This is a genomic window from Enterocloster sp. (genome assembly GCF_057861365.1).
On record NZ_DBMACH010000005.1, the window covers coordinates 184,501 to 209,198 of the forward strand.

The window sequence follows — 24,698 nt, forward strand, 5'->3', positions numbered from 1 at the left end:
ATTAGCTTTCCCTCTGCTCTTTTATTTCTGTAATCTGCTCGTCTGTTAACGTTCCTCTTTTTACCATGTTTTCTAATACAGTATTCATATTTTCCATATCACTATTATACATTGTTCTTAATGCAGCCATATCACCTGCTTTAATAGGAACTGTTGATTTCCCAATTGCATCCACTATTTTTCCTTTATATGCATCAAAATTCAAAAACAAATCTCTTACAACAAAAAATTTCATTTCACCTTTTTCGATTTTAGATGCAACAACCTTAAATGTATCCGCAATTTCTTCTGCACTCAATTTTTTCATATCTTTTATAATAGCCACCATTTGACCAGATTTAGCTCGTCCAATTCTTTCTAAAATTTCTTTCGTATTTTTACTGAATCCAGACTCGTCAATACTAAATCTTTTCAAATTTTCTCTTGTCAAATAAAAATATTTTTCCAATCGATATTTTTCTAATTCAACAGGTTTGCATTCTAGCCACTTTTTTATTTGTGCTGTGTTCCACGGATTCTGAGCATCAACCTTTCCTTCCTTCACTTTTGTTCGAATTTCCTTAAATTCTTTATTTTCAGTATCAAATTCTTTATTCCATTCATTCAATTGTATAAACAAGTCATTATCCAGCTTTTGCAGCACTAATAATTTAGCTAAAATGGAAATATCAATTTCATCACCATAATAAATTTTTGCCAACTGGCGTTTGGTAATAAATGTGTTCAAAAAACGTTTTGCCTGGCGTGGATTGCCTTTCAATGTAGAAGCAACAATTTCCCTTATTTCATCAATAATTTTCGCCGTTTCTTTAAAAGCTGTTTTTCCCCCATCCTGCCAATTCAACCCTAACTCATCAATCAACTTATTAATTTCTTCTAATGTAATTACATCCCCAGAAATTGTTCTTTTTTCTTCAAATATCTTATCTATTAGATGCTTAAAACTCTCTTGTTCCAAATAGCTTTGTGTGACCAGTAATAATAGATAATTTTGTATATCCTTTGCCGATAACTCCGGAATATATATTGGCAGTTGAATAATTTTTTCAATGTATTCTTTGTCCAGTTCTACATCAAATCCATTCATTGGTGGATACTTTTCACGGATAGAGTACTTTATAACATTTTCATCTGCAGCAATAATAAATGTTGTCCTGTCAACAGACAAGAATAGTTTAATTACTTCCAATATTTCAATTATTCGTTCTGGACGACATCTGTCTAAATCATCTATCATTACAACTACATTTTTAATATCGTCACTTTTCAATGCATCAGAAAATTCCTCTCTAAATTTTCTGATATTGTTTATCGTGCTTTCATCATTTGATACATCTTCCTCTTTCCAATATTCATCTTTTAATGATTGTATGGAATTTGCTGCATTTTTGACTGTATTTCCAATTTCTTCAGCACTTCCCGTTACATTTAACAACATAGGCAATGGATTTCCTGTGGCCACGCTTGCAACTACAGGTGCAAGCGTGGATATTGCTTTTGTTCCTAACTTAAACCAGTCAACTCTTTTTATTAATTTTCCCAATTTCTTTTTAGTTTCTTCTACAGGAACTTCTTCTTTAAGTTCCTGTAATAAAGCCTCCATAATTGCGGTTTTAGCATCGTCATATGATTCAAACATCCATGCATTAATAGTTACACAAATAATTCCGTCCTGACTCTTAAGTTTTTCACCTATTAACTTCAATAAGGTTGATTTTCCTGCTCCCCATAATCCAAACACACCGACTGTCAATGGATTATATTGTTCATTTTTTGCAATATCGGCAATTATTCTTGCATACGGCTCATAAAATAAAATATCAATATCTGACGCATTATCTAGCCACATAAAAACCCTCCCTTGCCTTTTCATACCATCATAGTTTCTTTTTTACTTTCCATATTTAGCTGGTTCTTCCGCCACCATTTGAACCTGCTCATCTCGTTCAACTTTCCGGTAGTCCACGGTCTTTTTAGAACGCATTTCCCTATAAATCACCCCTGCTAACGCACTCATTACAGCATCGTACTTGCTTTTGTCCTCAAACAGTGATCCATAACTGTCCTGGGCCTCCATATAGCTTTCCATTGCTGCATTTCCAAACGCTGATGGAAAAATACTTTCTGTAAATATTCTTGGATCAGAAGTGCGAGCCGAACTTTCCAGTTTATCATCTGCAATCAATTTATCATGCAAAGCACCCAGCATTACCCGATCACCTTCTGAAAACTGCCCTTTATACTTTTCATTAATCTTGTCCAATATTTCATCCAATGTGCTTTTCTGTCTGTTTCCCTGTACTCCCTGTTTCTTGGAAGGAACATACTGACCATCAACTTTCTCCAGTGTTATTGCACCTTCGAATGTTTTCTGCAGCTTATAATATTCCAGTTTCAATTTTCCATCCAGATCAACTGGCTCTTCTTTTTCTTCTGGAAGCAGTCCAATCAGATAACTCAGAAACAAATATTCTTTATGCATATCTTCATCAAACATGCGAACTACCTGTGTAATATAGCTGTACCATCGGATCAACTTTCTTACCAGTCTTCTGAATTGATATCGTTCTTCCGGATTCTTCAAATTGTATCTGTCTGCTATCGGTTTCAACACACTCGTCATTTTTCCCATAGCAGTTGCATCTTGTCTTCCCGGATGATTCCATACGTCTATAAAAGCATTAATATCATTCTCATTATAAATCGCATAATCCAAAAGCTCTTTTTCTGTCTGGTAAATCAAATCCACATTTACTTCCTGCTCAAGACTTGTCTCCTGATAAAATGGTTGAAATGCTTCTAGAATATCCTCTTTTTTATTTGCGAAATCCAACACAAATGTATCTACTTTTCCAGGGCAGGTACGGTTCAAACGTGATAATGTCTGCACAGCCTTTACATTTTTCAGTTTTTTGTCCACAATCATAGTATGTAACAAAGGCTCATCGAATCCCGTCTGATATTTTTCTGCAACAACCAGGACATTAAAGTTATCATGAAACTCTTCCTTGGTCTGTCCTTCTGATATATGACTTCCATCTTTTCTGACATTTAATCCAGATTCTGTATATTCTTCGTCACCATCCTGCACGCTGCCGGAAAATGCCGCTAAAATATCCATATCTGCATAATGCCGTTCTTGAATATACCGTTTAATTTCATGGAAATATCGAACTGCAGCCAGTCTGGAGTCTGTGACTAGCATCATTTTCCCTTTTCCATCAATTTTATTTTTGGTCGTTTCCCGAAAAGTTTCTACAATAATTTGCGATTTCTGGCTGATATTATATGGATGCAATTTCTCATACTTTTTAATAATCTTTGTTGCTCTGCTCTCTGGAAGCTCTGGATTTTCCGGTGTATCTTTTGCTATCTTGAAACAAGTACTGTATGTCATGTAGTTCTGCAGTACATCCAAAATAAATCCTTCTTCAATCGCCTGTCTCATACTATAAATATGAAATGGATGAAAACTTCCATCAGTCCATTGGCTACCAAACATCTCTAATGTCGCTGGTTTCGGAGTCGCTGTAAATGCAAAAAATGATAAGTTCGGATGCTTTCCATGTGTCAGCATTTCCTGAACAAGTTTATCATTTCTGTCAATTTCATCTTCTGCTTTCCCCTCTATTTCTGCATATTCCCGTAATGCTGCCTCTGTATCTGCTAATGAGGCCCTCAATTTCATTGCCGAACTTCCAGTCTGTGAAGAATGTGCTTCGTCAACAATGATCGCAAAGTTTCTTCCGGCCACCTTATCCACTTCCTGATAAATCACCGGAAATTTCTGCAAAGTAGTTACAATAATTCTTGAACCATTATTAATTGCATCTCTCAAATTTTTTGAATTCTTTTTATCATCAATCGTCTCTACTGCACCTATCGTATGGTCAAATCCTGAAATCGTTTCCTGTAGCTGAGCATCTAGCACAGTTCGATCTGTCACTACAATAACACTGCTGAAAACAGATATATCATTGGCATCATGCAAGGATGCCAGTCTATATGCTGTCCAGGCAATCGAATTTGATTTTCCAGATCCGGCACTGTGCTGGATCAGATAATTGTGCCCCGTTCCTTCTTTCCGTACATCTGCAATTAACTTACGCACCACATCCAACTGATGATATCTTGGAAATATCAGTGTTTTCTTTTTCGTAACCTGCTCTGTGCCATCCGACAAACGTTTCTTTTCTTCTTTGATTTGCAAATGGATAAACTTCTGAATGATATCCATCATACTGTCTTTCTGAAATACATACTCCCAGAAGTACGCCGTCGGATAGCCATTCGGATTTGCCGGATTTCCTTTTCCGCCATCCTTTCCTGCACCATTGGAACCTTGATTGAATGGAAGAAAATATGTATTCTTTCCTTCCAGCTTTGTTGTCATCCAGACTTCCAACTGATCAATGCAGAAATACCCTAAAATTCTTTTATTGAACTGAAAACAAATTTCTCTTGGATCACGATCATACATCCACTGCCGTTTTGCATGATCTACGTTCTGTCCGGTATACTGATTCTTTAATTCCAGTGCAAATACCGGAATTCCATTCACAGCCAGAACCATATCCACAGAATTGTGTGTATCATTGGAATAAAACCATTGTCTGTTACAGGTAATCTCATTCTTTTCGTATAAAGACATCGCCGTCTGATTCAGACCTGATTCCGGTTTAAAATAGCAGACTTTAAATGGAATTCCTCTGTGTTTAAAACCATGACGTAACACAGAAATGAGACCATCCATATCACAGGCATTATTGAACGCAAGACAAAATTTCCGTTCTGGATCTACTTTGTTTTGTAATAAAAAACGCTTCCATTCCTTCGGTTGTGTTTTCTGCACAAAACGTAGCAAAGTATCTTTATATACACCTAACTGCGGATCGTATGTATCATGGTTGTGTGTATATCCACCTGCTGGCGATAAAAAGAATTCTTCAATATCTGATTCAAAACGTTTCTCTGTAGTAACATCTATGCTCAAGATTCTGGCACCTCCTTCTTCCCGGTAACATACTCATAAATCAGGGATTTTTTGTAATTTTCCAGTTCACTTATGAACTGCTCTTTCTTAAAAATAACAGTTTCAATACAACCACATTTTTCTTTTAAATAATCTACAATTTCATTCTGCTCATCTATACTTGGCAAAGGAATTGTGAATGCTAACACCTTACTTGAACTTGTGCATGCAAGATTCGTTGTTTTTACCGCAGTAACATCAAAATAAGTACGTCCAACAGATGAAGCTGTTAAATATTCTAAATAATATGGATTTAACAGTTTCTCTTTTACTTTAACAGCAAAAATGTGATTCTGATGCAAGCATGGTGTGATTCGTCCATCCCATACACAACCGCGTCCCAGCTTATCCCTGTCCCCTCCTTCTGTCATGAGAACTTCTCCAGCTGATATGCTATATTTCTCTATTTCATCTTTACTTACTTGAAGAACAGCAATATCATTCGTATCTACATAACCATCCTGGACATTTGCTACTCTTAAATATGGCATTTCAACTAATTCAGTATATTTTGAATATGTTTTTCCCAATGTAATCCCAGATCTTATACTTGCACAATGTCGTAGTTGTGTTACTTTCCATGAAGCCGGAATTTTACCTATCCACTCAGTTCCGCTCTCCTTCATCGTATCATTTTCATTGATCCCTTTGGTTACAATTTGTGTAATAAATGACTGCTTTAAATTTCGATATTCCTCGATAGCTACTTTAGATTTTTCTATTGCTAAATTTATTTTCTCACATTGTCCATCTAAAAAATCTGCAATTTTTTTCTGCTCATATTTATTGGGCAACGGAGCAAAAAAATTATTAAAAATTCCTAACGTTACATGTTGCATAAAAATACCATGTTTATTGTCATTATTCATATTTTCCATGACAACTTTCAGTAGCCAAAAGAAATATTCTGGTGAAATACTTTCCTCATTAGGAAGTGCTTTAAATATATGCTGATTCAACCATCCATAATCTTTTTTCCAAATAAAAGCTTCTAATGTTGCCGCCCACGATACTAGAATATCACCTTTTTTGATTAGATACTTATTATCTAAATTTCCGCTATAATAATTAGGTTTATCATTAGAACCAGTCAAATCTTGAATACGGATGATTCGAATTCCTGTATTCCCCCAATCATCTGGTTTAAATGCATATCCATTAATATAAGTTCCTAAATATTTTAATTTTGTGATTTCCCAATCCTCTGGTATCTCTCCCAACCATTCAACCCCAGAATCTTTCATCTCCCTACTCATATCATTCACCCCCAAACAAAGCATCCAAACTGCTCTGAATTTCCAGTTCCAGTTCATGCAGACGCACTGCAATTTCTTCCACTGGTTCCGGTGCCTGATATTCATAGAAATATCTTGTCATTGGAATCTCATATCCTTTTTTCGTTTTCTTCTTGTCAATCCATGCTTCCGGTGCATATGGTAATACTTCTCGTTTGAAATACTCCTTGATATCTTCTGTCAAAGGTACATTTTCTGTATCACGCAGAGATGTATCTGCTACAGGCTTTCCCTTCTTTAATACAATTTCTCCATTTTCATCTCTCTGGGGTTGTTCTACGACAATCTTCTGGTATCCAAATTCCTCTGTATCGAATATTTTGCTCTGGCAATAAATACCTTCCTTATCTCCATATACAGCATCATTTTCAAATGCACCATAAGCCTTTACAATCAAATCACGACACTGATCCGTAATATCATTTCTTTTTGTTCCAATACTTTTTCTTCTTGCTTCATAACAATGTGATGCATCTATCAACTGCACTTTTCCAGTTCTATGCAACGGTTTATCTTTGGAACAAATCCAGATGTAGGTACTGATGCCTGTATTCATAAACATATCGGTTCCTAATTGCACGATTGCATCCAGCCAGTCATTTTCAAGCATATATCTTCTGATTTCTGACGGTCCACTTCCCGCATCTCCGGAAAACAATGGCGAACCGTTCTGAATAATTGCCATTTTCCCATTTGGTGCAAGCTTGGAAAGACCATTTAATACAAACAACTGCTGACCATCTGATATTTTCGGAAGTCCCGGTGCAAATCTTCCCAGATCACCTTTCTTTGCTTCTGCTTCCACTGCTGCCTTTTCTCTTTTCCAGTCGATTCCAAAAGGCGGATTGGAAATGATATACTGGAACTGATAGCCACTAAACTGATCTTCTGACAAAGTATCACCGAACCTCATATTATTCGGATCACCACCCCGAATCATCATATCTGCTTTTGCAATCGCAAAAGTGGACGGATTGAACTCCTGACCAAAACAGGTAACGCCAATCTCTGTATTTAATTCCTGAATTCTTTCTTCCATACAGCTAAGCATCTGAGAGGTTCCCATTGCCATATCATACACAGTTACATTTCCCCCCTTACTCAGATCCGCATCGGATAAAAGCAAGTCTGTCATCAAATAAATGATATCTCTACTGGTAAAATGTGCTCCTGCTTCTTCACCGAAAGACTCTGAAAATCGCTTTACCAGATCCTCAAAAATATAACCACAATCTACAGCACTGATTTTATCCGGTCCCAGGTAACCTTTCTGGGAATTGAATTCTTTGATAACCAGATATAATGTATTGCTTTCTACCATTCTGCGGATAATGTTGTCAAAATCAAACTTCGATAACACATCCTGGACATTTGCAGAAAATCCATTTAAATAATCTCTAAAATTTGCTTCGATATTTTCCGGATCAGCAAGCAATGAATCAAATGTATATTTGCTGATATTATAAAACTGATACTGAGAGGCTGTTGTCAAAAATCCATCAATAACTGCAAATTTCTTTACTTCCTCATACTTTTCAAGTACTGCTTTATGCGTCGACAATAGGCAGTCATGAAATCTTTTTACTACTGTCATTGGTAAGATTATCAAACCATATTCATGTGGTTTGAATGGTCCTCTAAGCATATCTGCTACATTCCAGATCATCGTCGCTTTTTCTGCTATATTGGTTCCAACTACATCAAATTTATTATTCTCGTTCATTTATTTTTCCTCCGTATAAATATGTTCCAGTTCTTCTGTTGCCTTTTCCAGTTTGTATTTTAATTCTTTAATCTCACTTAGCTTCGCATAATATTGATCTGCAATTTTTTTCTGACTTTCTAAATCCGGCAACGGAATTATCACCTTTTTTAATCCTTCCACCGGTAGATTTAACAAGGTAGCACCTACTGCGACTCTGGATAAAGCCGCCTTCCCATTTTCGCTTTCCAGATACGCTTTTAAGAAATAAGGATTTATCTTATCTTCATCCAGTTCAATAACATAGAGATTTCCATTTGCCAAAATCTTATTGCCTTCTTGTACAGACGCAATCGCCATTTTCACCGGCGATGCATTTTTGGAAATTACCAGACTTCCATTTTTTATACAATATTTTTCATATTTAGAGTCTATTCCCTTTAAATATGGAAGTTCGTCACTAATGATTCCATCCTGTAAATTTGCCAACATCAAGTACTGCATGTTCGTCGGTTTATCTGATACAATTTCATCTAAAACAGATGCTTTAATTTGTGCTCCTCTTGTTATATTCTTTATTACAGTTTCAAAAAGCACACCATTTTTTACAACTGTTTCTTGTTGAAGATATCTTGAAGGATTAAGAACATATTCATTTTCCGCCACCTCTTCAATAGAAACCTGTCTTGAATTTTTGTCATCGGTATTCAACAATTCAACAATCTCAGAAATATTTTCATCACTAAGAATGTTCTGTCTCCGTCCGACCGATACCATTTCTGTTGCATCTATCATTCTTATATTTTTATTATTTCTGCTTAGCACCAGTAATGAACATGCAATTCCTGTATTTAAATATAAATTTTGCGGAAGAGCAATCACTGCTTCCACAAATCCTCGTTTTATAAATTTTTCACGAATGATTGTATTATTTCCACCATTCCAAGTAACTCCATTACTTACCGAAATAACAGCCTTACCATTTTTATTAAGGTGATTCATGACATTTATAATAAATATCCAGTCTCCTGCTGCCACCTTCTTTACTTCTGGTATCTCATCATATATTGCTTGTAATGCTTCGTTACTTCCAATGCTGTCTTTTGCTTTTATTCCCCATGGATAATCACAGAATATTTTATCAAACATCAAATTATCCTTTATATTTAAAACTGATTTTTGCTCAATTTTTACCCGATCAGATATCAATTCTGTACGGATTTCTGACACTTCTTTTACATCTCGCACAATCTCTGTACCATAAAATTGTGATTCTGGACTCTTTTCTATGGCACTCACAAGAAACGAACCAATTCCGCTGCAAAAATCTGCCACCTTATCATTTGAAATCTGAAGAATCTCATTTGCCAGCTTTATGACACTCTGCGGTGTTTCACATTCTCCCATGAAACGATTCCCCTGTAATTGCCACCATAAAACAGTCGCTAAAAGTGCAGCTTCTGAATATTCTTCTGAAATTTCTATTGCAACATTCCATAAATTTCCAATATTTTCTTTTATGAAACTGACTCTTTCTGGTGAAAAAGTCAGCTCCACATATTCTTTTAACTGGTTTATATCTGTTATCTTATTTTTTAAGGATACATAGGCCACATATGCTAAACAAAACCCACCGTACATAGAAGCATTTCCAAATTCTCTTATCCTGTTTGAAATATTCCAGCTAATCTCTTCAACTTTTGAGATTTCTTTTGCTTTTAGCTCTTTAACCGAAGTCTTCAATGCCACTTCCTCCTTTGGTTATTCACAATCAATTTCCATATTTTTACTATAGCACCCACATTATTGATTGTCAATAATCAAATTTGGTTTTTGATAACCATTGTTGATTTTTAATATATTTCATTAGCTCTACGATAATAAATCCTTATTTCTATGACAGCGATATTTATTATTCCAAATAATACCACAAGATTTATTGGCATACATCTTCTCAACACATCGCCTGATACAATAATCATCTCTAAACTGACCACCATAAACCGTATGGAATATTTATCCCACACTCTTCGATACTGTTCTATTTTCTTCAGAACAAACATTTCACCGGCAATTACTGCTCCGACAATGATAATAATTGCCATAACTCGCAAACACCACGACCATTCTGTTGAAAAATATTCCTTCTCACCCCAAATATTTAATTCTGATGGACGAATTACCCATTCTACATACCTACACCAAACTCTTACCGGAACTTTTATACAAGCAATTAAATCATTCTGAACTACTGTGCTTTCTATCATCTCAAATACTAAAAAAATAATATATGCCATCTGCCAGAAACTTGTTTTTTCTTTCATTTCTTGTTTCAGACTTTTTATTTTCTGATCCGCCTTTTCTTTCATCGTTTCTGCATTCTCTTGTAATTTGTTATATTGACATTGTATTGTCCTTACCTTCTTTTCAGCTTCTTCCTGTTTCTGCTGTGCCTGTTCCACCGCTTCCACAGATGATTGGTTCACTTGTATCTGTAATTTAGAGTTCCGGTCCCGAACGTCTTTTATTTCTTCTTCGAGCCGCTCTTGCTCGCTCCTGCTCATCAATCCGTTTCTGTTCCTCAAGTCGTCGTTGCTCTGCTGAAGCGATTGATTCAGCTTCTGCGTTTCGGACAGTTCGGTTGTCAAACGCTGAATTTCTACGGTTGATTTCCGAACTTCTTCTCGCAATCTCTGCCTGTCGGATAAGATCGTCTGTTTCTCTTCTTCCAGTGTCTGTATCTGCTTTTTCTGTGTTCGCATGAACTCTTTCGCTTTCTCGAAACTCTGTACGAGAATATCCCTCTCCGCTTTGAGCTTGATTGGTGATTCCTCTGGTGTCTGCAATGGCTGCGTCAAGCTCTCTGTAATAGTTTCTGAGTTCTTCGTCTGATCTGCCGTCTCTGTCGGCTGCAACTCTGGATTTTTCCCTATTTCCATTAAATTCATTCTCTAAGCCCTCCTTACTGATGTCCAGATGGAATGTTTTTGACAGATTGCTGTCACGCACTTTCTTTCCATCCTGATTCTGAAATGTGATGTGTTTCCGCTTTTCTGTCCAGTTTACATTCCATCCAAACTGTTTCATTTTTTCTATAAACTTTTCTTTGCTGATACAATTTTCCAGTGCCTTTAATACCGCCATTGCACAGTCCGCTACAAAACTATCCTTTACCTGTTGACAGAACAGGTTATATTTATCTTTGCTCCATGCAATAACTTCCCCTTTTTCAATCTGGCTTCCATCAAAGTGCTTTCCTTTCTCGACAACTGTCAGTCCACGTTCTCGGCACATCTGATTAGTAAGCTGTTTCATACGTTCCAGATCCTTTTTGGTGTTATGCAGTTTTCTCCCATCTTCATAACTCACAGAATTTGTAACCAGATGGCAGTGGATATGGTTTTTATCCTTATGCACAGCCACTAAGGTCTGGAATCCCCGAAACCATTCTTCTGCAAACTCTTTTCCAAATTCAAATGCTTGCTCCGGTGTGATCTGCTCGTCCTTGTGCCAGGAAATAATATTGTGGGCGTACATCCTTCCAGAATCTTTATCCCACACCTTCTTTTCCTCTAAAAATGCTCTGTACACCAGATCATAATTGATCTCGTCATGGCAGTACGGGCCAGTCACATAGGTAAGCTGCTCACTGGTCTTGTCCTGACGCAATACATATTCGATGCAGTTTCTCATTGCTCCATGTGTATTTGTCCGCTTATTAATCGTCTTATTAATAGCCATATCTTTTCACTCTCCTTCCGGTACTTAAGAATACTTTTATTGAGGAAATACAGCGTACTGTCATTTGGAACTTCTCCATCTGTATACAGCTTTCTTGCAATCTGATTGATATTTGTAGTAGCTCCACGAAGCTGACTGAGAATGTCGGCAAACATCTGATTCAATCTTTTTAGTTCTTCCACTTCCTCTGTAGAAGCTATCTTCAAATCTGCGATTGCTTTTATTACTACTTCCTGCTGTGTTCTTCCGGATTCTTTTACTTTGCTTTGAAACAGATCATACTCTGCTTTATTCATTCGTATCGTTACCGTATAATTTCGTTTTCGCATAAATCTTCGTTTCCTTTCTCCACTCTATCTTTTTTATAAATCAGCCATAACCTTTCCGACTGGTAGATTAGCATCCGGCTGGTAGATTAGCAGGGGATTCCATAAGGGGAAATGCAATATTCCCCTTTGGCAGGTGCAGGACAGCGTCCTAGTCAATCAGTAAGTCATCCGAAGGAATGTCCGGTGGACATTTAGCAGGATTACTTACGTTATTGGCGTGCCGGGGTTCCAAGGGGCGGAGCCCTCTGGCAAGTTTAGGAACAGCCCAAAGGCTGGCTCCGGTGCAGAGTGGCTTGCCACTTTGCGAAACTTGCCTGTCATCTTCCCACTACTAAACCGATACTAGCCAAGCAACATTTCCACACTGCATTATCAACCCTAAATGGAGATGACAGTGGTTTTGTGGTGCAGGGACAGACTGTGGAAGAAATAGAAAAGCTCCCATTTCCATAGATTTTCTCTTTCTGAAACAGACTGTTCCTGCATCACTCCGATGCGAAGTATCGGACAATCATGTGCCGTATCCGGCACTCTATCTCTTTTCTTCGCCTTGCTTGTTCAATCACCCATCTGCCAACGCTTTTCTGTTATATTTTCCTGTTATTTCTGTCTTTCTTTTTCTGGATCTCTTTCCATTTCTGCTAAAAGACATAAAAATAGCAGTCATAAACATTTCTCCAATTCATAATATCTGAAATGTCACCACTGCCATTGTCTTTTTCTGCTATTCTATTTTTGTAAAGCTATTCCTTACTGTCAGTCTGTTTTCCTGTTACTGCTATTTCATAACTATCTAAAAACTGTCTGCAAAATCCAGTGCTGCATCCATATCAGCTTCTTTCTCCCAGTCCAGATTATCTTCTGCAATCTCTCCATCCGTTTTCTCCATTGTTAGTGTTCTGTCCAGCAGATTAATTTCTCCTACCGATTCTTTTACAAACGGTACAAGCATTTCCATCAGATTCTTCGCTATAGCCATCGGGGCAGATTCTTTCACTCCATCCCGGACTGCTGTTTCCACTCTTTCCAGAAAAGCATCTTCCTTTTCTCTGGTTTCCAGATACGGATCTGCTTCATTCCTGTACTCTCTGGAAAAATAATCGTTTAAAGCAACTACAACTGCTCTGGTGTACGATTTATATTTTTCCCTGTCCATCGTCTGCAAATATTCCCATGCCTGCCTGTCCTGTTCATCACAAAGGTTCAAACGGATATTGGTATTGATGATTTTCCGTTCTTTTCTCATACAAGCATCCCTCCGTTTCTCTGGATTTTCCTTACGGTCATTGCTTCATAGCCTTTCGCTGTGGCACAGATGTCCCGTACAATTGTCACCCGGCTCTTGTCATATTCTCCAAAATTCTGGATCATACAACCGCCACCGCCGACCACATACAGACGCATCAGTTCTGGATTATATTCCCGTTCTCTCAGCTTATGGAAGATTTCTTTCGTATAATCTCCGGCAGCTTTACGAATGACTGTCAGATATTTCTCGCCAATATCTGCTGTCCTGGTACGGATTACCTGCTCAATCACCAGATCGTCCACCACTGTTCCCAGTTCTTTCAGCAGGGATTCCCTTACAGCAAGCACACACTGATGTGTTCCATATTTCTCTGTAAAGCATTTCTTCTCTAATGGACGGGAATTGTTGATATACATGATGTTCATAGTTCCGTTTCCAATATCCACCAGCATGTTGATGCCTTTAAAATCCTGTAAGCGGTAAAAGGCTGCTGCAAATCCCTGTGGGTAAATATCAGCTCCTGCGAACTCTACATGATACTCTTTATTGCGGAATGTAAAATCTACACATTCATTCTGGAGAAGATATTTCTGAAAGTCTTCTTTCTGTGTAGCTACCCAGGTAAGGGGAAGTCCGGCTGCGATATGTACCGTTGCCCGGTTCATACCTTTCCCATCCAGTTCCCTTGCGATAGCTGCCAGTGTCAGCACATAATAGTCCTCATCCTGCGTTTTCTCTGCACAGAACTCCTTGTGTTCCTCTCCGATCTGGTAATACATGCCATTGTAAACAAGAAGATTGTTCTGAAAGATTGGCTCCTTGTCATATCTGGCTACACCAGATGGAAAGCATCTAGTGGCAGTTTTCATGTTTCCATAACCATGATCAATCCCGATCACTGTAACTATCTCATTATTGTTGTTTTTCATCATTCTCATAATCATACCTCATTCTTTCTTTTCTTATCCAATCCTATTAATACTTACGTGAATTGATAAGATGGATATTTTATTTACTGGTTTTTTAATAATTCATATTTGATAACATTGGTTATTAATAGCGACGGTTTGTCCAATATGGGATTTATCATATCTGGTTTTCCTATTTTCTGATGTCCGGAGATAGGAATTTCCTATGACCTGATTATCCAAAATTGGACTATCCACCATTAGGCATTTTCTCCTTCGCTTAATCATTTTCTTCTCCTAATGGAACTTCCCGGATAATATATTCGGTATCTCCATAAAAGCCATATTCATTACGCAATCTATGACGTTCCACATATCCATGATGCTCTAATTCCTTAATTGCAGAACGAACAGAATCAATCCCATCTCTGTTCAGTGTTGCCAGTCCCTGCATATTGTAATTCCATTCCTCTGGTAAACTTAACATCAGTGACAATAGGCCTTTCGCTTTCAATGTCAGATTCTTATTCTTGAAATGGTGATTACTCATTACCGTAAAATTCTTAGTTTTCTCTACACGAAAAATCTGTGCCATGCTCCCATCCTCCTTTCCAGTTCAAAAGAAAAAGACGCAAGCCATATCTTATGACTCACGTCTTACTTCGCTCACAATATTCTATTTTTATCAGTTACCTGCCAGATTAGTTACTGGCAATCCTTATACATAAATCAATTCTTTCAGGATAATCTCTTCTGCAATCGCTCTGTGCTGATTGGCAGCTCTTACCCATGCCATCTGATCTTTCTCCTTATCCGGCAGTGGTTCTTTTTCTTCCAACTGTTTCAGAATCACTTCTTCCCGTTCCCTGGCTGCCTTGTCCACTTCCAGAAGATGCTCTCCAATCGTATCCTGCAGAAGCATCACCTGATAGGTTGAATTTCGATGGTTTTTCAGATAATCTCTACGAAGAAAACCATACTTTCCAAGTTGCTCCATCTGCTCACCGGATTTATAGGTGAGATTCGGAATCAGATATCCATTTACATTCGTATACGTTAATTTCATTTTATTAGCACTCTCCATTTCTCATCATTTTTTGACCACAAATTTACGACATTTACGACAAATCTGACACTGCTTTACAATACCAGACAAAATGACTGATGCCCCGGAAAGCCTGTAAAACAGGCGCTTCTAGGATACACAAGACAGGACAAAAATCGACTTCCATTATCAAGAGTTGAGTGCTAATTTATTTAAATTTTTTTCCACGATCCCTTTCTGCCCCTCATCCGGCTCCCATGGGAAATGGATTTCCGCAAGAACATTTTCCCAGCATATCAGATACTGATTTCGGAAACCATATCTGGAATCATAGATACGGTATGCTTCTATGGCTCCCCAGGGCCTCGCATCCTCTTCCTGATAAATCCTGTCTCCCTCCGGATAATGGCGCTCTCCTTCCCGGATCAGAGCCTGCCTGCACCGGTCATAAAGCACCGGCAGCTTCACAGTTATCAGGCTATACTCCAGTTCCGGCAGTTCCCTGAAATTTTCCGCATCCAGGCGAGGCCTCTGGGAAATGCTCTCCTGCCTGAGAAGCAGGGATTCCTTTTTATCATTTTCTCTGGTATATTCCTCATAGCTCTCCCCCGTCAGATCCTCCAGCTTAAGGGGAAGCTCATCCTGAGACACCTCCCAGATTCTTCCCCCATACTCATAGGTTTCCTTTTCATCTGAAATAAACATGCCTCTGTCAGACGCCTTCAAAATTCCCAGGGTAAGAAATCCCAGCATAAAACACGAAATAAAATATGCGGCGATCATTCCTGCGATCTGATGTCCTCTCCCTGACAGGCCCCTTTTTTTCATCCATCCCATTCCCGCATACACTACGCCAAATAAAAGGCTGAAACAGGCAACTCCAAGAACCACCAGCCAGCGCTCCATCAAACCTCCGCCAAACAGCGTTCTCAGCGTCCAGAGTATCATCATAAACGACAGCATTCCAAACAGAATCCTCCGAACTATCCCCATTCCCCGCGCAGAAGGGAGCCTGCCCTTTAGAACCTCCTTCTTTGCCCGTAAATACCATAAAATATAACCGATTTTCTCGCCCAGGCAAATAAAAACCACCATCAGAAAACAAATGCCTCCCAAGAGGCGGCCCCCGTCAGACAGCACTCCTGTAAAATCCCGGCCCAGAGATGAAAAAAAGTCCACTCCTGCAGCAGGGCTGCTGCAAAAACAAGGAGCCCTGAAAAAAGATATCTTTTTATCCCAATCCCACGAACCGCTTCCAGCTCCTCCTTTGCCGTACTACCAAAAGGAGGCGCCTCCTCCCGGCTGCAGCAGTAGATTCCCATACGGTCCGACTGGCAGACCTGCTTCCAGCCATCCTGTGGCAGCCGGCCCCCGTCCTTTTCCTCAATCTCCTCTTTTATCCCCCTGCAATGAGACACTGCAAAATGCAGTCTTGCCGGTTCGATCCGTTCATACTCCCAGAACAGCCCGATCCTTTTGAGCATCCACCCCTTTTGAACCATCTGCTCCAGATGGGTGCAGATTTCTCTGTAATCGTAAAATGTAAAGTTCTCCATTCGGCGTTTTCGGTTTCTCACAGGCACACCCCCTTAATTTTTGCCACATTCTTCTCCATTTAACTGAAAAATGCCGCAGAAGCCCATTTCAGGCTTTCTGCGGCACTGCTTTCAGCGGTTTTAACACATTTTCCGGCGATTACAGGCAGCTTGCGTATGCAGCCTTTGCGCCTTCTGTATGAATCTTCTTTAAGTTTTCTGTAACCTTGGCCTCCAGACCTTCGATCTGTGTCAAATCCTGATCCCACATTTTTTCATTGGTCAGAACAGCATGTACCAGCTCCTCCTCAGAATCATCCTTATGGTCGTAGTAGAATTCCAGTACCCAGCGGTCATCGCTTACGGTATACTCATTGCCGGCCGGACGCTTGCATACAAGACCTGCATCTGTAAGGGCCTGGATATCATTGCTGTAAAATGCAATGTATGCAGCCAGAGACATGGTCAGGCACTCAGGCAGCCTGCCCTCTTCCTTGATGTACTCCAGGAAGGACGGCATATTTCTTGCCTTCCACTTGGAGGTAGAATTTAAGGAAATGCTCATCAGCTCATGGTTTACAAATGGATTATTGAAACGGTCAGATACAGCTGCTGCGAATTTTAACAGGTCATCCTTGTCCAGAGGAAGGGTTGGGATCACCTCATCATAGAGCATCTTGTTCATGAAGCCCTTGATCACCTCATCGTTCATGCAGTCGCGGACAATATCCTCGCCTGCCAGGTATGCGCCCAGAACAAAGCCAGTATGAGCGCCGTTTAAGATACGCACCTTTCTCTTCTTATATGGGCTCATATCAGGTGTTACAAATACCTTGTCCATCAGTCCGGCCTTCTTAAATGGCAGAACATCATTTAACTTCTCGTCACCCTCGATTACCCAGACGCCGAATACCTCGCCAACGTCTGTCAGCGGATCCTCGTAGCCGTTCTTTGCATCCAGAGCCTTTACTTCCTCTGCATCACGGATACGGCCCGGAACGATACGGTCTACCAGGGAACCGCAGAAGGTGCAGTCCTCATTGACATACTTCTTAAATCCGTCCTCAAGTCCCCACTGCTCAATGTACTGATTTACGCACTTCAACAGCTCTTTGCCGTTGTTGTCGATCAGCTCGCAGGCCAGCATGATAATACCGGACTTTCCAGCCTGATAGCGATGATAGAGCACCTGTGTCAGCTTTGCAGGAAAGCTTGCAGGAGGGCAGTCATCCTTCTGGCAGGAAGGATCATACTGAATACCTGCCTCCGTCGTATTGGATACGATAATCTCAAGATCGTCGCTTGCGGCAACCTCCATCATCTTGTCATAGTCAGCCTTCTCATATGGATTTAAGCAGTTTGCAACGCTGGAAATCACACGCTTGTCGTCTACCTTCTGACCATTTTCACTTCCGCGCAGATACAGGGTGTACAGACCCTCCTGCTCGTTGATCATCTTTGCCAGACCCGGAGCAATGGGCTGTACCAGACAGCACTTTCCGTTCCATCCGGCCTTTTCATTTGCAAGATCAAACCAATAATCCACAAATGCACGAAGGAAGTTTCCCTCGCCGAACTGAAGGACCTTTACAGGGGCGTCCTCCAGGATATATCCGTCATAGCCGGATTTCTTCAACACATCATAATTTAAAAGTGCCATAATAAATGTTCTCTCCTTTCCTTTGTGAACCATCTTTGTACTTTATTTTACCACAGGTATTTACCCTTTTTAAATAGAAATATTTTATTTTGTAGAAAACATGAAAATTATAGCTGTATTTTTGTAAAATTTGTTGTGTTTCGCAGTATTGTATATTTTTTATCAATGTTACATTTTCTTACATGGCTCTTTCATAAGAAAACAGACAACTTTTCCGCTCTTTATAAATTTTTTAATGGCAAATCCGTTCCTCAGCCCAGCCACAGTCCATATAATGATTATAATAGGACGGCAGATCATCACCGTATATTTCTCTCAAATCCGGATTATTATCTGAATAATACTGTGCATCGAATACAAAGGAAATATGTTCCGGTATGTCCGGTTCTTCATTTCAGGCTTATGTCTGTACAGGCCTATTATACCCCATTCATACCCCCAGGCCAAGGGGGATATTAAGCTTGAGCATTTTTTGAGTAAAAGGTGTACGCCCTAATAAATATTTGAGTACAAAAAACGAAAAAAGCCCCGGAAACACCAAGTTTCCAGGACTTTCCCATGTCAAAATTATTCACATGTATAAGGCATTAAAGCGATGTGGCGTGCGCGCTTGATAGCTACAGTTAAAGCTCTCTGGTGCTTTGCGCAGTTGCCAGTGATACGACGCGGAAGGATTTTTCCTCTCTCGGATACGTATCTCTTCAGCTTGTTTACATCCTTATAGTCAATTACGCCATTCTTGTCGCCGCAGAATACGCAGACTTTCTTTCTTCTGCGCATACCGCCCGGTCTTCTCATCTTAGCGCCCTCTGGTCTTTCAGTCTTATTAAATGCCATTGGTGTTGTCCTCCTTTATTATTCACCGTGAAGAATCCCGGTCTAGTTGAATGGAAGTCCTTCGTCCTCAACTCCGTCCGGAATATTCATAAACCCATCACCAATCGCGCTGGCAGGAGCCGGTCTCTGAGAAGGTGCAGACTGTCCGTAACCGGACTGTCCATATCCGCCCATATCAGAAGCCGCACCCTTACTGTCCGCGAACTCCTGGTCATCTAAGATGACCTCGGTGGTGTATACCTTTTGACCGTCCTTATTTACATAGCTTCCTGTCTGGATACGTCCGGATACAAGAACACGCATGCCCTGGCGGAAATACCGCTCTGCAAACTCGCCTGCGCGGTCAAATGCCACACAGTTGATAAAATCTGCAGTCTGCTCGGAGTTTCCATCCTGATTTCTGCGGCCTCTTCTGTCCACTGCGAGAGTGTATCTGGCAATCGCCATAGAACGCTCTCCCTGGGAATATCTTACTTCCGGATCTCTTGTCAATCTGCCCATTAAGATAACTCTGTTCATACGGTCACACTTCCTTTTCAATTCCGCTTAAGCGGTCTGGGTATCTCTTATGCCTCAGCCTTAACGCATAAGTATCTGATCACTGGTTCCATAATACGAACGTGAGCTTCTACTTCGTTCGGGCATACAGAATCAGACTCGAACTGGATGAAGTAGTAGTAAGCCTCATGCATCTTCTGGATCTCGTATGCAAGTCTCTTCTTACCCCACTCATCTACGTTAGTTACAGTACCGCCGAAACGGGTGATGTAACCCTTTACCTTCTCGAGTGCTGCTGCGCGCTCTTCGTCTTCAAGCTTCACATTCAGAACAACGGTTAATTCGTACTTGTTCATCTTGCTTTACCTCCTTGTGGTCTCTGGCCCCTGCTTTCAGTTTCAGGAGCAAGGATTTAATATGTCACGAATAATTATTTTACCAAAGGTTTTGCTTAAATGCAAGCCCTTTTTTCGCTTTTTTCATGGGTTTGTGGACATTTCTCCGCCGCTCTTTTTCAGGCCTCTGGTATTCTTCTCCACCATCCTCCTGGCCACCATGATCTGATGGCCGCAGCCAGTGCATTTTAAGCGGAAATCCGCCCCCACCCGCAGGATCTCCCATTCGCTGCTGCCGCAGGGATGAGGCTTTTTAAGCTTCACAATGTCTCCCACCTGGTAATCTGGTTTTTCAGTCATAATCCGCTCTCCCTTTTTTATTCCTCTACCCTTGTCCCTATTCTGCCTGTTCTTAGGAATCTGCCAGAATACGGTCAATGGCCTCCTGTTCCTCTTTTGTAAATACTGGTCCGTCCAGAGCCTTTATATTGTCCTCCAGCTGGGCGACGCTGCTGGCGCCGATGAGAACGCTGGTCACTTCCTTTCTGCGAAGGATCCAGGAAAGAGCCATCTGAGCCAAACTCTGACCACGATTTTCTGCCATCTCATTTAACGCGCGGATTTTTTCCAGGCGTTCTGGCGTGAGGTAGCGCCCTCCTACTGTGGTGTTGCTGCGTGACGCTCTGGAGCCCTCAGGAATCCCCTTTAAATACCGTCCCGTCAAAGCCCCCTGAGCCAATGGGCTGTAGCAAATGCATCCGACTCCTTCCCGGTCCAGAACCTCAAAAAGCCCATCTTCGCACCAGCGCTCGAACATATTGTAGCGGGGCTGATGAAGCAGACACGGGGTCTTATTTTCCTTTAAAATGGCAATGGCCCGCTCTGCTTCCTCTGCCTCATAATTGGAAATTCCCACATAAAGGGCCTTTCCCTGGCGCACCATATCGGAAAGAGCGCCCATGGTTTCCTCTAAAGGAGTATCCGGATCCGGACGGTGATGGTAAAATACGTCCACGTAGTCAAGGCCCATGCGCTTCAAGCTGGCGTCCAGACTGGACATCAGGTATTTGCGGGAGCCCCAGTTACCGTAAGGACCGGGCCAGCAGTCATAACCGGCCTTGGTGGAAATAAACAGCTGGTCTCTGTAGGAAGCCAGATCGGATGCCAGAACGGCTCCAAAATTTTCCTCCGCCTTTCCTCTGGCCGGAGCGCCGTAATTATTTGCAAGGTCAAAATGAGTAATCCCAAGATCAAAGGCCCGAAGAAGGATCTCTCTCTGCTCCTCCAGAGGCTTTTCCAGTCCAAAATTCTGCCACAGCCCCAGAGAAATCTCCGGAAGCAGTACGCCGCTTCTTCCGCTGCGTCTGTATTTCATATGGTCATATCTGTTTTCTGCTGCCTGATACATAATTATTTCCTCCTCTATCTGATACCGGCCACGGCTCCTAAGACCTGGCCGATACTGTCGTTAATGATCAAATCTGCCTGGGAATCTCTGGGAGTGGCAGAACGGTTGATAAGCACAAGTTTCTTTCCTCTATAATAGTCAATCAGGCCGGCAGCCGGATAGACTGCCAGAGACGTACCGCCCACGATCAGCAGATCTGCTTTTGAAATGTGCTCGATAGAGCGGCGCAGAACCGTATCATCCAATCCCTCTTCATACAGAACCACATCCGGTTTGACTGTGCCGCCGCAGGTGCATCTGGGAACACCTTCACTGTTCGTTATATAATCCAGATCATAAAACTGTCCGCAGCGGGTGCAGTAATTTCGATGTACGGAGCCATGCAGCTCTAGCACCTCCCTGCTTCCTGCCATCTGATGAAGCCCGTCAATATTCTGGGTAATAACAACCTTTACCTTCCCCTCCTGCTCCAGCTTTGCAAGCGTTCTGTGGGCGTCATTGGGTACAGCCTCTTTATAAATCATCCTGTCTTTATAAAAACGGTAGAACTCCTCCGTATTCTTCATATAAAAGCTGTGGCTGATGATTGTTTCCGGAGGGTACTTATACTTCTGACGATACAGCCCGTCCTCGCTCCGAAAGTCCGGAATTTTGCTCTCAGTAGAAACACCAGCACCTCCAAAGAAAACTATATATTGGCTTTCCTGAATCCACTCCTTTAACTGCTGCCATTTTTCATCCATGAGTTTTCCTCCTTTGCCGGATTTTGAACCTATTATAGCACGGGTTTCGTTTAGATTCACTATGAAAAACAAAATTGCTCCCATCCGTTTACTTATGCTCCCTCCGATGATATGATAAAAGAAATTAAACATTCAATCCTGGAGATAACATACATGAGCCAAATCAGAAGAATTACTACAATCAAACAGCAGGTATATGAGATATTAAGAGATGATATCTGCAGCGGCGTCTATGCGCCAGGACAGCAGATCCAGGAAACAGAGCTGTCAAAAAAACTGGAGATTTCCCGCAGCCCCATCCGTGAAGCCCTGCGCCAGCTGGTATCCGAAGGACTTGCCGTAGAATATCCCAACCGGGGCGTATTTGTAAAAACCTACACTCCAAAGGATATTGAAGATGTGTTCGATTTGCGGATCCTGCTGGAAAGCTATGCCATTATGCGTTCCGGAAACTGTCTGACCTTAGAAAAACACCATGAATTAAACGACTGCATGGAACGCTTAAAAACCTATCACAGCCAGGACGATATACAGCGTTATGTGGAAGAGGACACTCTGCTTCACCAGCTTTTGATCCAGCTCAGCGGAAATAATCTGGTAATCAGTACCTATGAACGCGTCTACGCCATGGTTCAGCGGTTCCGCATCTATTCCTTAAAAAGCCGGAAGCGTTTTGACGATTCCCTGACCGAGCATATACAGATTATCCAAAATGTACTAGCCGGAAATGTCAAAGAGGCAGACCGGATCAATCGGGAACACCTGCTTCTTGCAAAGGATACCATTATCGTATATCTGGACCAGATGCATCAGGATTGATGTATTTCCATACAAAGACAGCCGGCGCACCCGCAAAAAAAGAGCCATCTCCCAAATTAGAAGAGACAGCTCTTTTTTCATATCATATCACAGTCCTGCATTCTTCCCATCAATGGATAAAGATAGACAGGATGCAGAAAATAGCTGAACCAAATGCCGGAACCAGAATAGATCCAATCGTCCATGTCTTTAAGCTGGTCTTGATATCCATACCGGAGAAATTGGTTACAACGTGGAAATAGGAATCGTTTAAGTAGCTTGGGCACATGGTTGTCAGACAAAGTGACAGTGCTGCAAGATACGGATTGATATTCAGTGTGCTGATCATCGGGGCAATAATCGCGGAGCCTGTAATCATAGCTGTAGTTCCGGAGCCCTGCGGGAAACGCATGATGACACCAATGATGATCGGTACTAAAATACCTGGAACTCCCGCTGCAACGATTGCGTCTGCCATCATCTTTGCTGCGCCTGTCGCATTGATAACTGCGCCAAGGGCACCGCCTGCTGCTGTGATGAATACGATAGGACCTGCATCAGATCCACACAGGTCTTGCGGTCATATTCCGCACACAGAAGGAATGCGCCCATGCAGAGGGAAATAAACAGCGCCATAACCGGCTGTCCGAGGAATTTCACACACTCTGCAAATGCAGTTCCCTGAAGCGCTCCAATCTGTCCTACCAGAGTGTTGGCAAAGATCAGAACAATGGGTACTAATAAGGTGGCAAAGGATAAAAATGCACTGGGAAGCTTCTCAGCAGCCAGCAGATCTGCAAAATCCTCTGTAGCAAGATCTTCATTGCGGCTCTGTTTTTCCTGAATGCGGTCAAGAACCTTTAACTGGCTCTCACTGTACTTGGAACGGTCGATCTCATAAGGCACAACCAGATCCGGGTATTTCTTTCCAAAATAACGGAAAAGAAATACAGAAAAGATAAACAGGGGAACAGAAATCAGGATACCAAAAATGATATACATTCCCAGATCCAGATTATAACCATTTTCCTGGAAGGTTCCTACAACTGCCAGAGGACCCGGTGTAGGCGGAACCATAAAGTGGGTAATGTAAAGTCCCATACCAAGAATGCCGCCCAGCCAAACCATGGATTTCTTGGTAAGGCGTGAAAACTCTTTTGCCAGAGAGGACAGGATAACGAAACCGGAATCGCAGAATACGGGAATGGAAACTACGAAGCCTGTAAGTCCAAGAACCACATCGCAGTTCTTTACACCGACCATTTTAAGGATTGTCAGAGCCATACGCTTGGCAGCGCCGCTCTTCTCAAGGAAAATTCCCATGATACAGCCAAAACCGATTACAACGCCGATACTTGCCATAGTGTTTCCAAAGCCCTTGGTAACGGTGCTTACACATTCGGTCAGGGTCGCAACTGTGGCTCCCTCCGGACCAAATGGCATTGCAAGAACCGCAATCAGGATTGCCGAGATGATCAGTGACGGAAATGCATGCATTTTTGTAAAAATGATCAGTACCATCATAACGACAATACCGATTGCCATAGCTAATACAGGATTCAGCATAAATAATTACCCCCTTA

Annotated in this window: 22 protein-coding genes and 1 pseudogene; 1 reads left to right on the forward strand and 22 read right to left on the reverse strand. The window is 41.1% G+C overall.

Going from position 1 to position 24,698, the window contains the following annotated elements; genetic code table 11:
- Position 1: 1 nt before the first annotated feature.
- The 21 genes from ACZM6M_RS07510 to ACZM6M_RS07610 all read right to left on the reverse strand — a co-directional run bounded on the left by ACZM6M_RS07510 (position 2) and on the right by ACZM6M_RS07610 (position 22,317).
- Complete coding sequence (locus ACZM6M_RS07510) at positions 2 to 1,849, reverse strand: KAP family P-loop NTPase fold protein (RefSeq protein ID WP_340274916.1); 1,848 nt, start codon at positions 1,847 to 1,849, stop codon at positions 2 to 4.
- A 42-nt stretch (positions 1,850 to 1,891) separates the two neighbouring features.
- Complete coding sequence (locus tag ACZM6M_RS07515) at positions 1,892 to 4,993, reverse strand: type I restriction endonuclease subunit R (RefSeq protein WP_489490050.1); 3,102 nt, start codon at positions 4,991 to 4,993, stop codon at positions 1,892 to 1,894.
- Positions 4,990 to 6,288 (reverse strand): restriction endonuclease subunit S, encoded by a 1,299-nt coding sequence (locus ACZM6M_RS07520; RefSeq protein ID WP_066544723.1) that lies wholly within the window; start codon positions 6,286 to 6,288, stop codon positions 4,990 to 4,992. The genes ACZM6M_RS07515 and ACZM6M_RS07520 overlap by 4 nt, the downstream gene beginning before the upstream one ends.
- Before the next feature lies 1 nt (position 6,289).
- On the reverse strand, positions 6,290 to 8,050 hold the full coding sequence (locus ACZM6M_RS07525) for a type I restriction-modification system subunit M (RefSeq protein WP_066544725.1): 1,761 nt from the start codon (positions 8,048 to 8,050) through the stop codon (positions 6,290 to 6,292).
- Positions 8,051 to 9,778, reverse strand: coding sequence for an N-6 DNA methylase (locus ACZM6M_RS07530; protein WP_340274921.1), 1,728 nt, complete (start codon positions 9,776 to 9,778; stop codon positions 8,051 to 8,053).
- 104 nt (positions 9,779 to 9,882) lie between these two features.
- On the reverse strand, positions 9,883 to 10,500 hold the full coding sequence (locus ACZM6M_RS07535) for a DUF6040 family protein (protein ID WP_143331325.1): 618 nt from the start codon (positions 10,498 to 10,500) through the stop codon (positions 9,883 to 9,885).
- Between the two features lie 28 nt (positions 10,501 to 10,528).
- Entirely contained in the window at positions 10,529 to 11,770 is a 1,242-nt protein-coding gene (locus tag ACZM6M_RS07540; RefSeq protein WP_489490052.1) for a relaxase/mobilization nuclease domain-containing protein, read from the reverse strand.
- On the reverse strand, positions 11,719 to 12,099 hold the full coding sequence (locus ACZM6M_RS07545; RefSeq protein WP_066544730.1) for a plasmid mobilization protein: 381 nt from the start codon (positions 12,097 to 12,099) through the stop codon (positions 11,719 to 11,721). The genes ACZM6M_RS07540 and ACZM6M_RS07545 overlap by 52 nt, the downstream gene beginning before the upstream one ends.
- Positions 12,100 to 12,892: 793 nt before the next feature.
- On the reverse strand, positions 12,893 to 13,345 hold the full coding sequence (locus ACZM6M_RS07550) for a hypothetical protein (protein WP_066544731.1): 453 nt from the start codon (positions 13,343 to 13,345) through the stop codon (positions 12,893 to 12,895).
- Positions 13,342 to 14,286: a ParM/StbA family protein gene (locus tag ACZM6M_RS07555; protein ID WP_066544733.1), complete on the reverse strand. Its 945-nt coding sequence runs from the start codon at positions 14,284 to 14,286 to the stop codon at positions 13,342 to 13,344. The genes ACZM6M_RS07550 and ACZM6M_RS07555 overlap by 4 nt, the downstream gene beginning before the upstream one ends.
- 250 nt (positions 14,287 to 14,536) lie before the next feature.
- Positions 14,537 to 14,851, reverse strand: coding sequence for a helix-turn-helix domain-containing protein (locus ACZM6M_RS07560; protein ID WP_055220256.1), 315 nt, complete (start codon positions 14,849 to 14,851; stop codon positions 14,537 to 14,539).
- 123 nt (positions 14,852 to 14,974) lie between these two features.
- Positions 14,975 to 15,322 carry a TnpV protein gene (locus tag ACZM6M_RS07565; protein ID WP_055220253.1) on the reverse strand — a complete coding sequence of 116 codons (348 nt, stop codon included), beginning with the start codon at positions 15,320 to 15,322 and terminating at the stop codon, positions 14,975 to 14,977.
- A 168-nt stretch (positions 15,323 to 15,490) separates the two neighbouring features.
- Positions 15,491 to 16,396 (reverse strand): hypothetical protein, encoded by a 906-nt coding sequence (locus tag ACZM6M_RS07570; protein ID WP_066544735.1) that lies wholly within the window; start codon positions 16,394 to 16,396, stop codon positions 15,491 to 15,493.
- On the reverse strand, positions 16,396 to 16,878 hold the full coding sequence (locus ACZM6M_RS07575; protein ID WP_066544736.1) for a DUF2812 domain-containing protein: 483 nt from the start codon (positions 16,876 to 16,878) through the stop codon (positions 16,396 to 16,398). Before ACZM6M_RS07575 ends, ACZM6M_RS07570 begins: the two co-directional genes overlap by 1 nt.
- 118 nt (positions 16,879 to 16,996) lie before the next feature.
- Positions 16,997 to 18,496, reverse strand: a complete 1,500-nt coding sequence (locus tag ACZM6M_RS07580; protein ID WP_066544737.1) for a tagaturonate reductase — start codon at positions 18,494 to 18,496, stop codon at positions 16,997 to 16,999.
- Positions 18,497 to 19,063: 567 nt separating this feature from the next.
- Positions 19,064 to 19,333: a 30S ribosomal protein S18 gene (gene rpsR, locus ACZM6M_RS07585; protein WP_066544740.1), complete on the reverse strand. Its 270-nt coding sequence runs from the start codon at positions 19,331 to 19,333 to the stop codon at positions 19,064 to 19,066.
- Positions 19,334 to 19,375: 42 nt separating this feature from the next.
- On the reverse strand, positions 19,376 to 19,852 hold the full coding sequence (locus ACZM6M_RS07590; protein ID WP_066544742.1) for a single-stranded DNA-binding protein: 477 nt from the start codon (positions 19,850 to 19,852) through the stop codon (positions 19,376 to 19,378).
- A 47-nt stretch (positions 19,853 to 19,899) separates the two neighbouring features.
- Positions 19,900 to 20,187: a 30S ribosomal protein S6 gene (rpsF, locus tag ACZM6M_RS07595; protein ID WP_066544744.1), complete on the reverse strand. Its 288-nt coding sequence runs from the start codon at positions 20,185 to 20,187 to the stop codon at positions 19,900 to 19,902.
- Positions 20,188 to 20,310: 123 nt separating this feature from the next.
- Positions 20,311 to 20,526: a DUF951 domain-containing protein gene (locus ACZM6M_RS07600; protein ID WP_066545283.1), complete on the reverse strand. Its 216-nt coding sequence runs from the start codon at positions 20,524 to 20,526 to the stop codon at positions 20,311 to 20,313.
- A 52-nt stretch (positions 20,527 to 20,578) separates the two neighbouring features.
- Positions 20,579 to 21,574: an aldo/keto reductase gene (locus ACZM6M_RS07605; protein WP_337932920.1), complete on the reverse strand. Its 996-nt coding sequence runs from the start codon at positions 21,572 to 21,574 to the stop codon at positions 20,579 to 20,581.
- Positions 21,575 to 21,588: 14 nt separating this feature from the next.
- A complete protein-coding gene (locus ACZM6M_RS07610) occupies positions 21,589 to 22,317 on the reverse strand; it encodes an NAD-dependent protein deacylase (RefSeq protein WP_337932918.1) in 729 nt (242 codons plus the stop codon).
- Between the two features lie 153 nt (positions 22,318 to 22,470).
- Between ACZM6M_RS07610 and ACZM6M_RS07615 the strand changes: the two genes are divergently transcribed.
- Positions 22,471 to 23,136, forward strand: a complete 666-nt coding sequence (locus ACZM6M_RS07615; protein WP_296036362.1) for a GntR family transcriptional regulator — start codon at positions 22,471 to 22,473, stop codon at positions 23,134 to 23,136.
- A 109-nt stretch (positions 23,137 to 23,245) separates the two neighbouring features.
- On the opposite strand, the pseudogene ACZM6M_RS07620 reads toward ACZM6M_RS07615, so the two are convergent.
- A pseudogene (locus ACZM6M_RS07620) lies at positions 23,246 to 24,681 on the reverse strand (GntP family permease).
- Positions 24,682 to 24,698 lie beyond the last annotated feature (17 nt).

Coding starts and splice junctions, on each gene's coding strand:
- ACZM6M_RS07510 (WP_340274916.1), bottom strand. CDS start 1,849: ATGTGGCTAGATAATGCGTCAGATATTGATATTTTATTTTATGAGCCG.
- ACZM6M_RS07520 (WP_066544723.1), bottom strand. CDS start 6,288: ATGAGTAGGGAGATGAAAGATTCTGGGGTTGAATGGTTGGGAGAGATA.
- ACZM6M_RS07525 (WP_066544725.1), bottom strand. CDS start 8,050: ATGAACGAGAATAATAAATTTGATGTAGTTGGAACCAATATAGCAGAA.
- ACZM6M_RS07540 (WP_489490052.1), bottom strand. CDS start 11,770: ATGGCTATTAATAAGACGATTAATAAGCGGACAAATACACATGGAGCA.
- ACZM6M_RS07545 (WP_066544730.1), bottom strand. CDS start 12,099: ATGCGAAAACGAAATTATACGGTAACGATACGAATGAATAAAGCAGAG.
- ACZM6M_RS07550 (WP_066544731.1), bottom strand. CDS start 13,345: ATGAGAAAAGAACGGAAAATCATCAATACCAATATCCGTTTGAACCTT.
- ACZM6M_RS07555 (WP_066544733.1), bottom strand. CDS start 14,286: ATGAGAATGATGAAAAACAACAATAATGAGATAGTTACAGTGATCGGG.
- ACZM6M_RS07560 (WP_055220256.1), bottom strand. CDS start 14,851: ATGGCACAGATTTTTCGTGTAGAGAAAACTAAGAATTTTACGGTAATG.
- ACZM6M_RS07565 (WP_055220253.1), bottom strand. CDS start 15,322: ATGAAATTAACGTATACGAATGTAAATGGATATCTGATTCCGAATCTC.
- ACZM6M_RS07570 (WP_066544735.1), bottom strand. CDS start 16,396: ATGGTGGTTTTTATTTGCCTGGGCGAGAAAATCGGTTATATTTTATGG.
- ACZM6M_RS07580 (WP_066544737.1), bottom strand. CDS start 18,496: ATGGCACTTTTAAATTATGATGTGTTGAAGAAATCCGGCTATGACGGA.
- rpsR (WP_066544740.1), bottom strand. CDS start 19,333: ATGGCATTTAATAAGACTGAAAGACCAGAGGGCGCTAAGATGAGAAGA.
- ACZM6M_RS07590 (WP_066544742.1), bottom strand. CDS start 19,852: ATGAACAGAGTTATCTTAATGGGCAGATTGACAAGAGATCCGGAAGTA.
- rpsF (WP_066544744.1), bottom strand. CDS start 20,187: ATGAACAAGTACGAATTAACCGTTGTTCTGAATGTGAAGCTTGAAGAC.
- ACZM6M_RS07600 (WP_066545283.1), bottom strand. CDS start 20,526: ATGACTGAAAAACCAGATTACCAGGTGGGAGACATTGTGAAGCTTAAA.
- ACZM6M_RS07605 (WP_337932920.1), bottom strand. CDS start 21,574: ATGTATCAGGCAGCAGAAAACAGATATGACCATATGAAATACAGACGC.
- ACZM6M_RS07610 (WP_337932918.1), bottom strand. CDS start 22,317: ATGGATGAAAAATGGCAGCAGTTAAAGGAGTGGATTCAGGAAAGCCAA.
- ACZM6M_RS07615 (WP_296036362.1), top strand. CDS start 22,471: ATGAGCCAAATCAGAAGAATTACTACAATCAAACAGCAGGTATATGAG.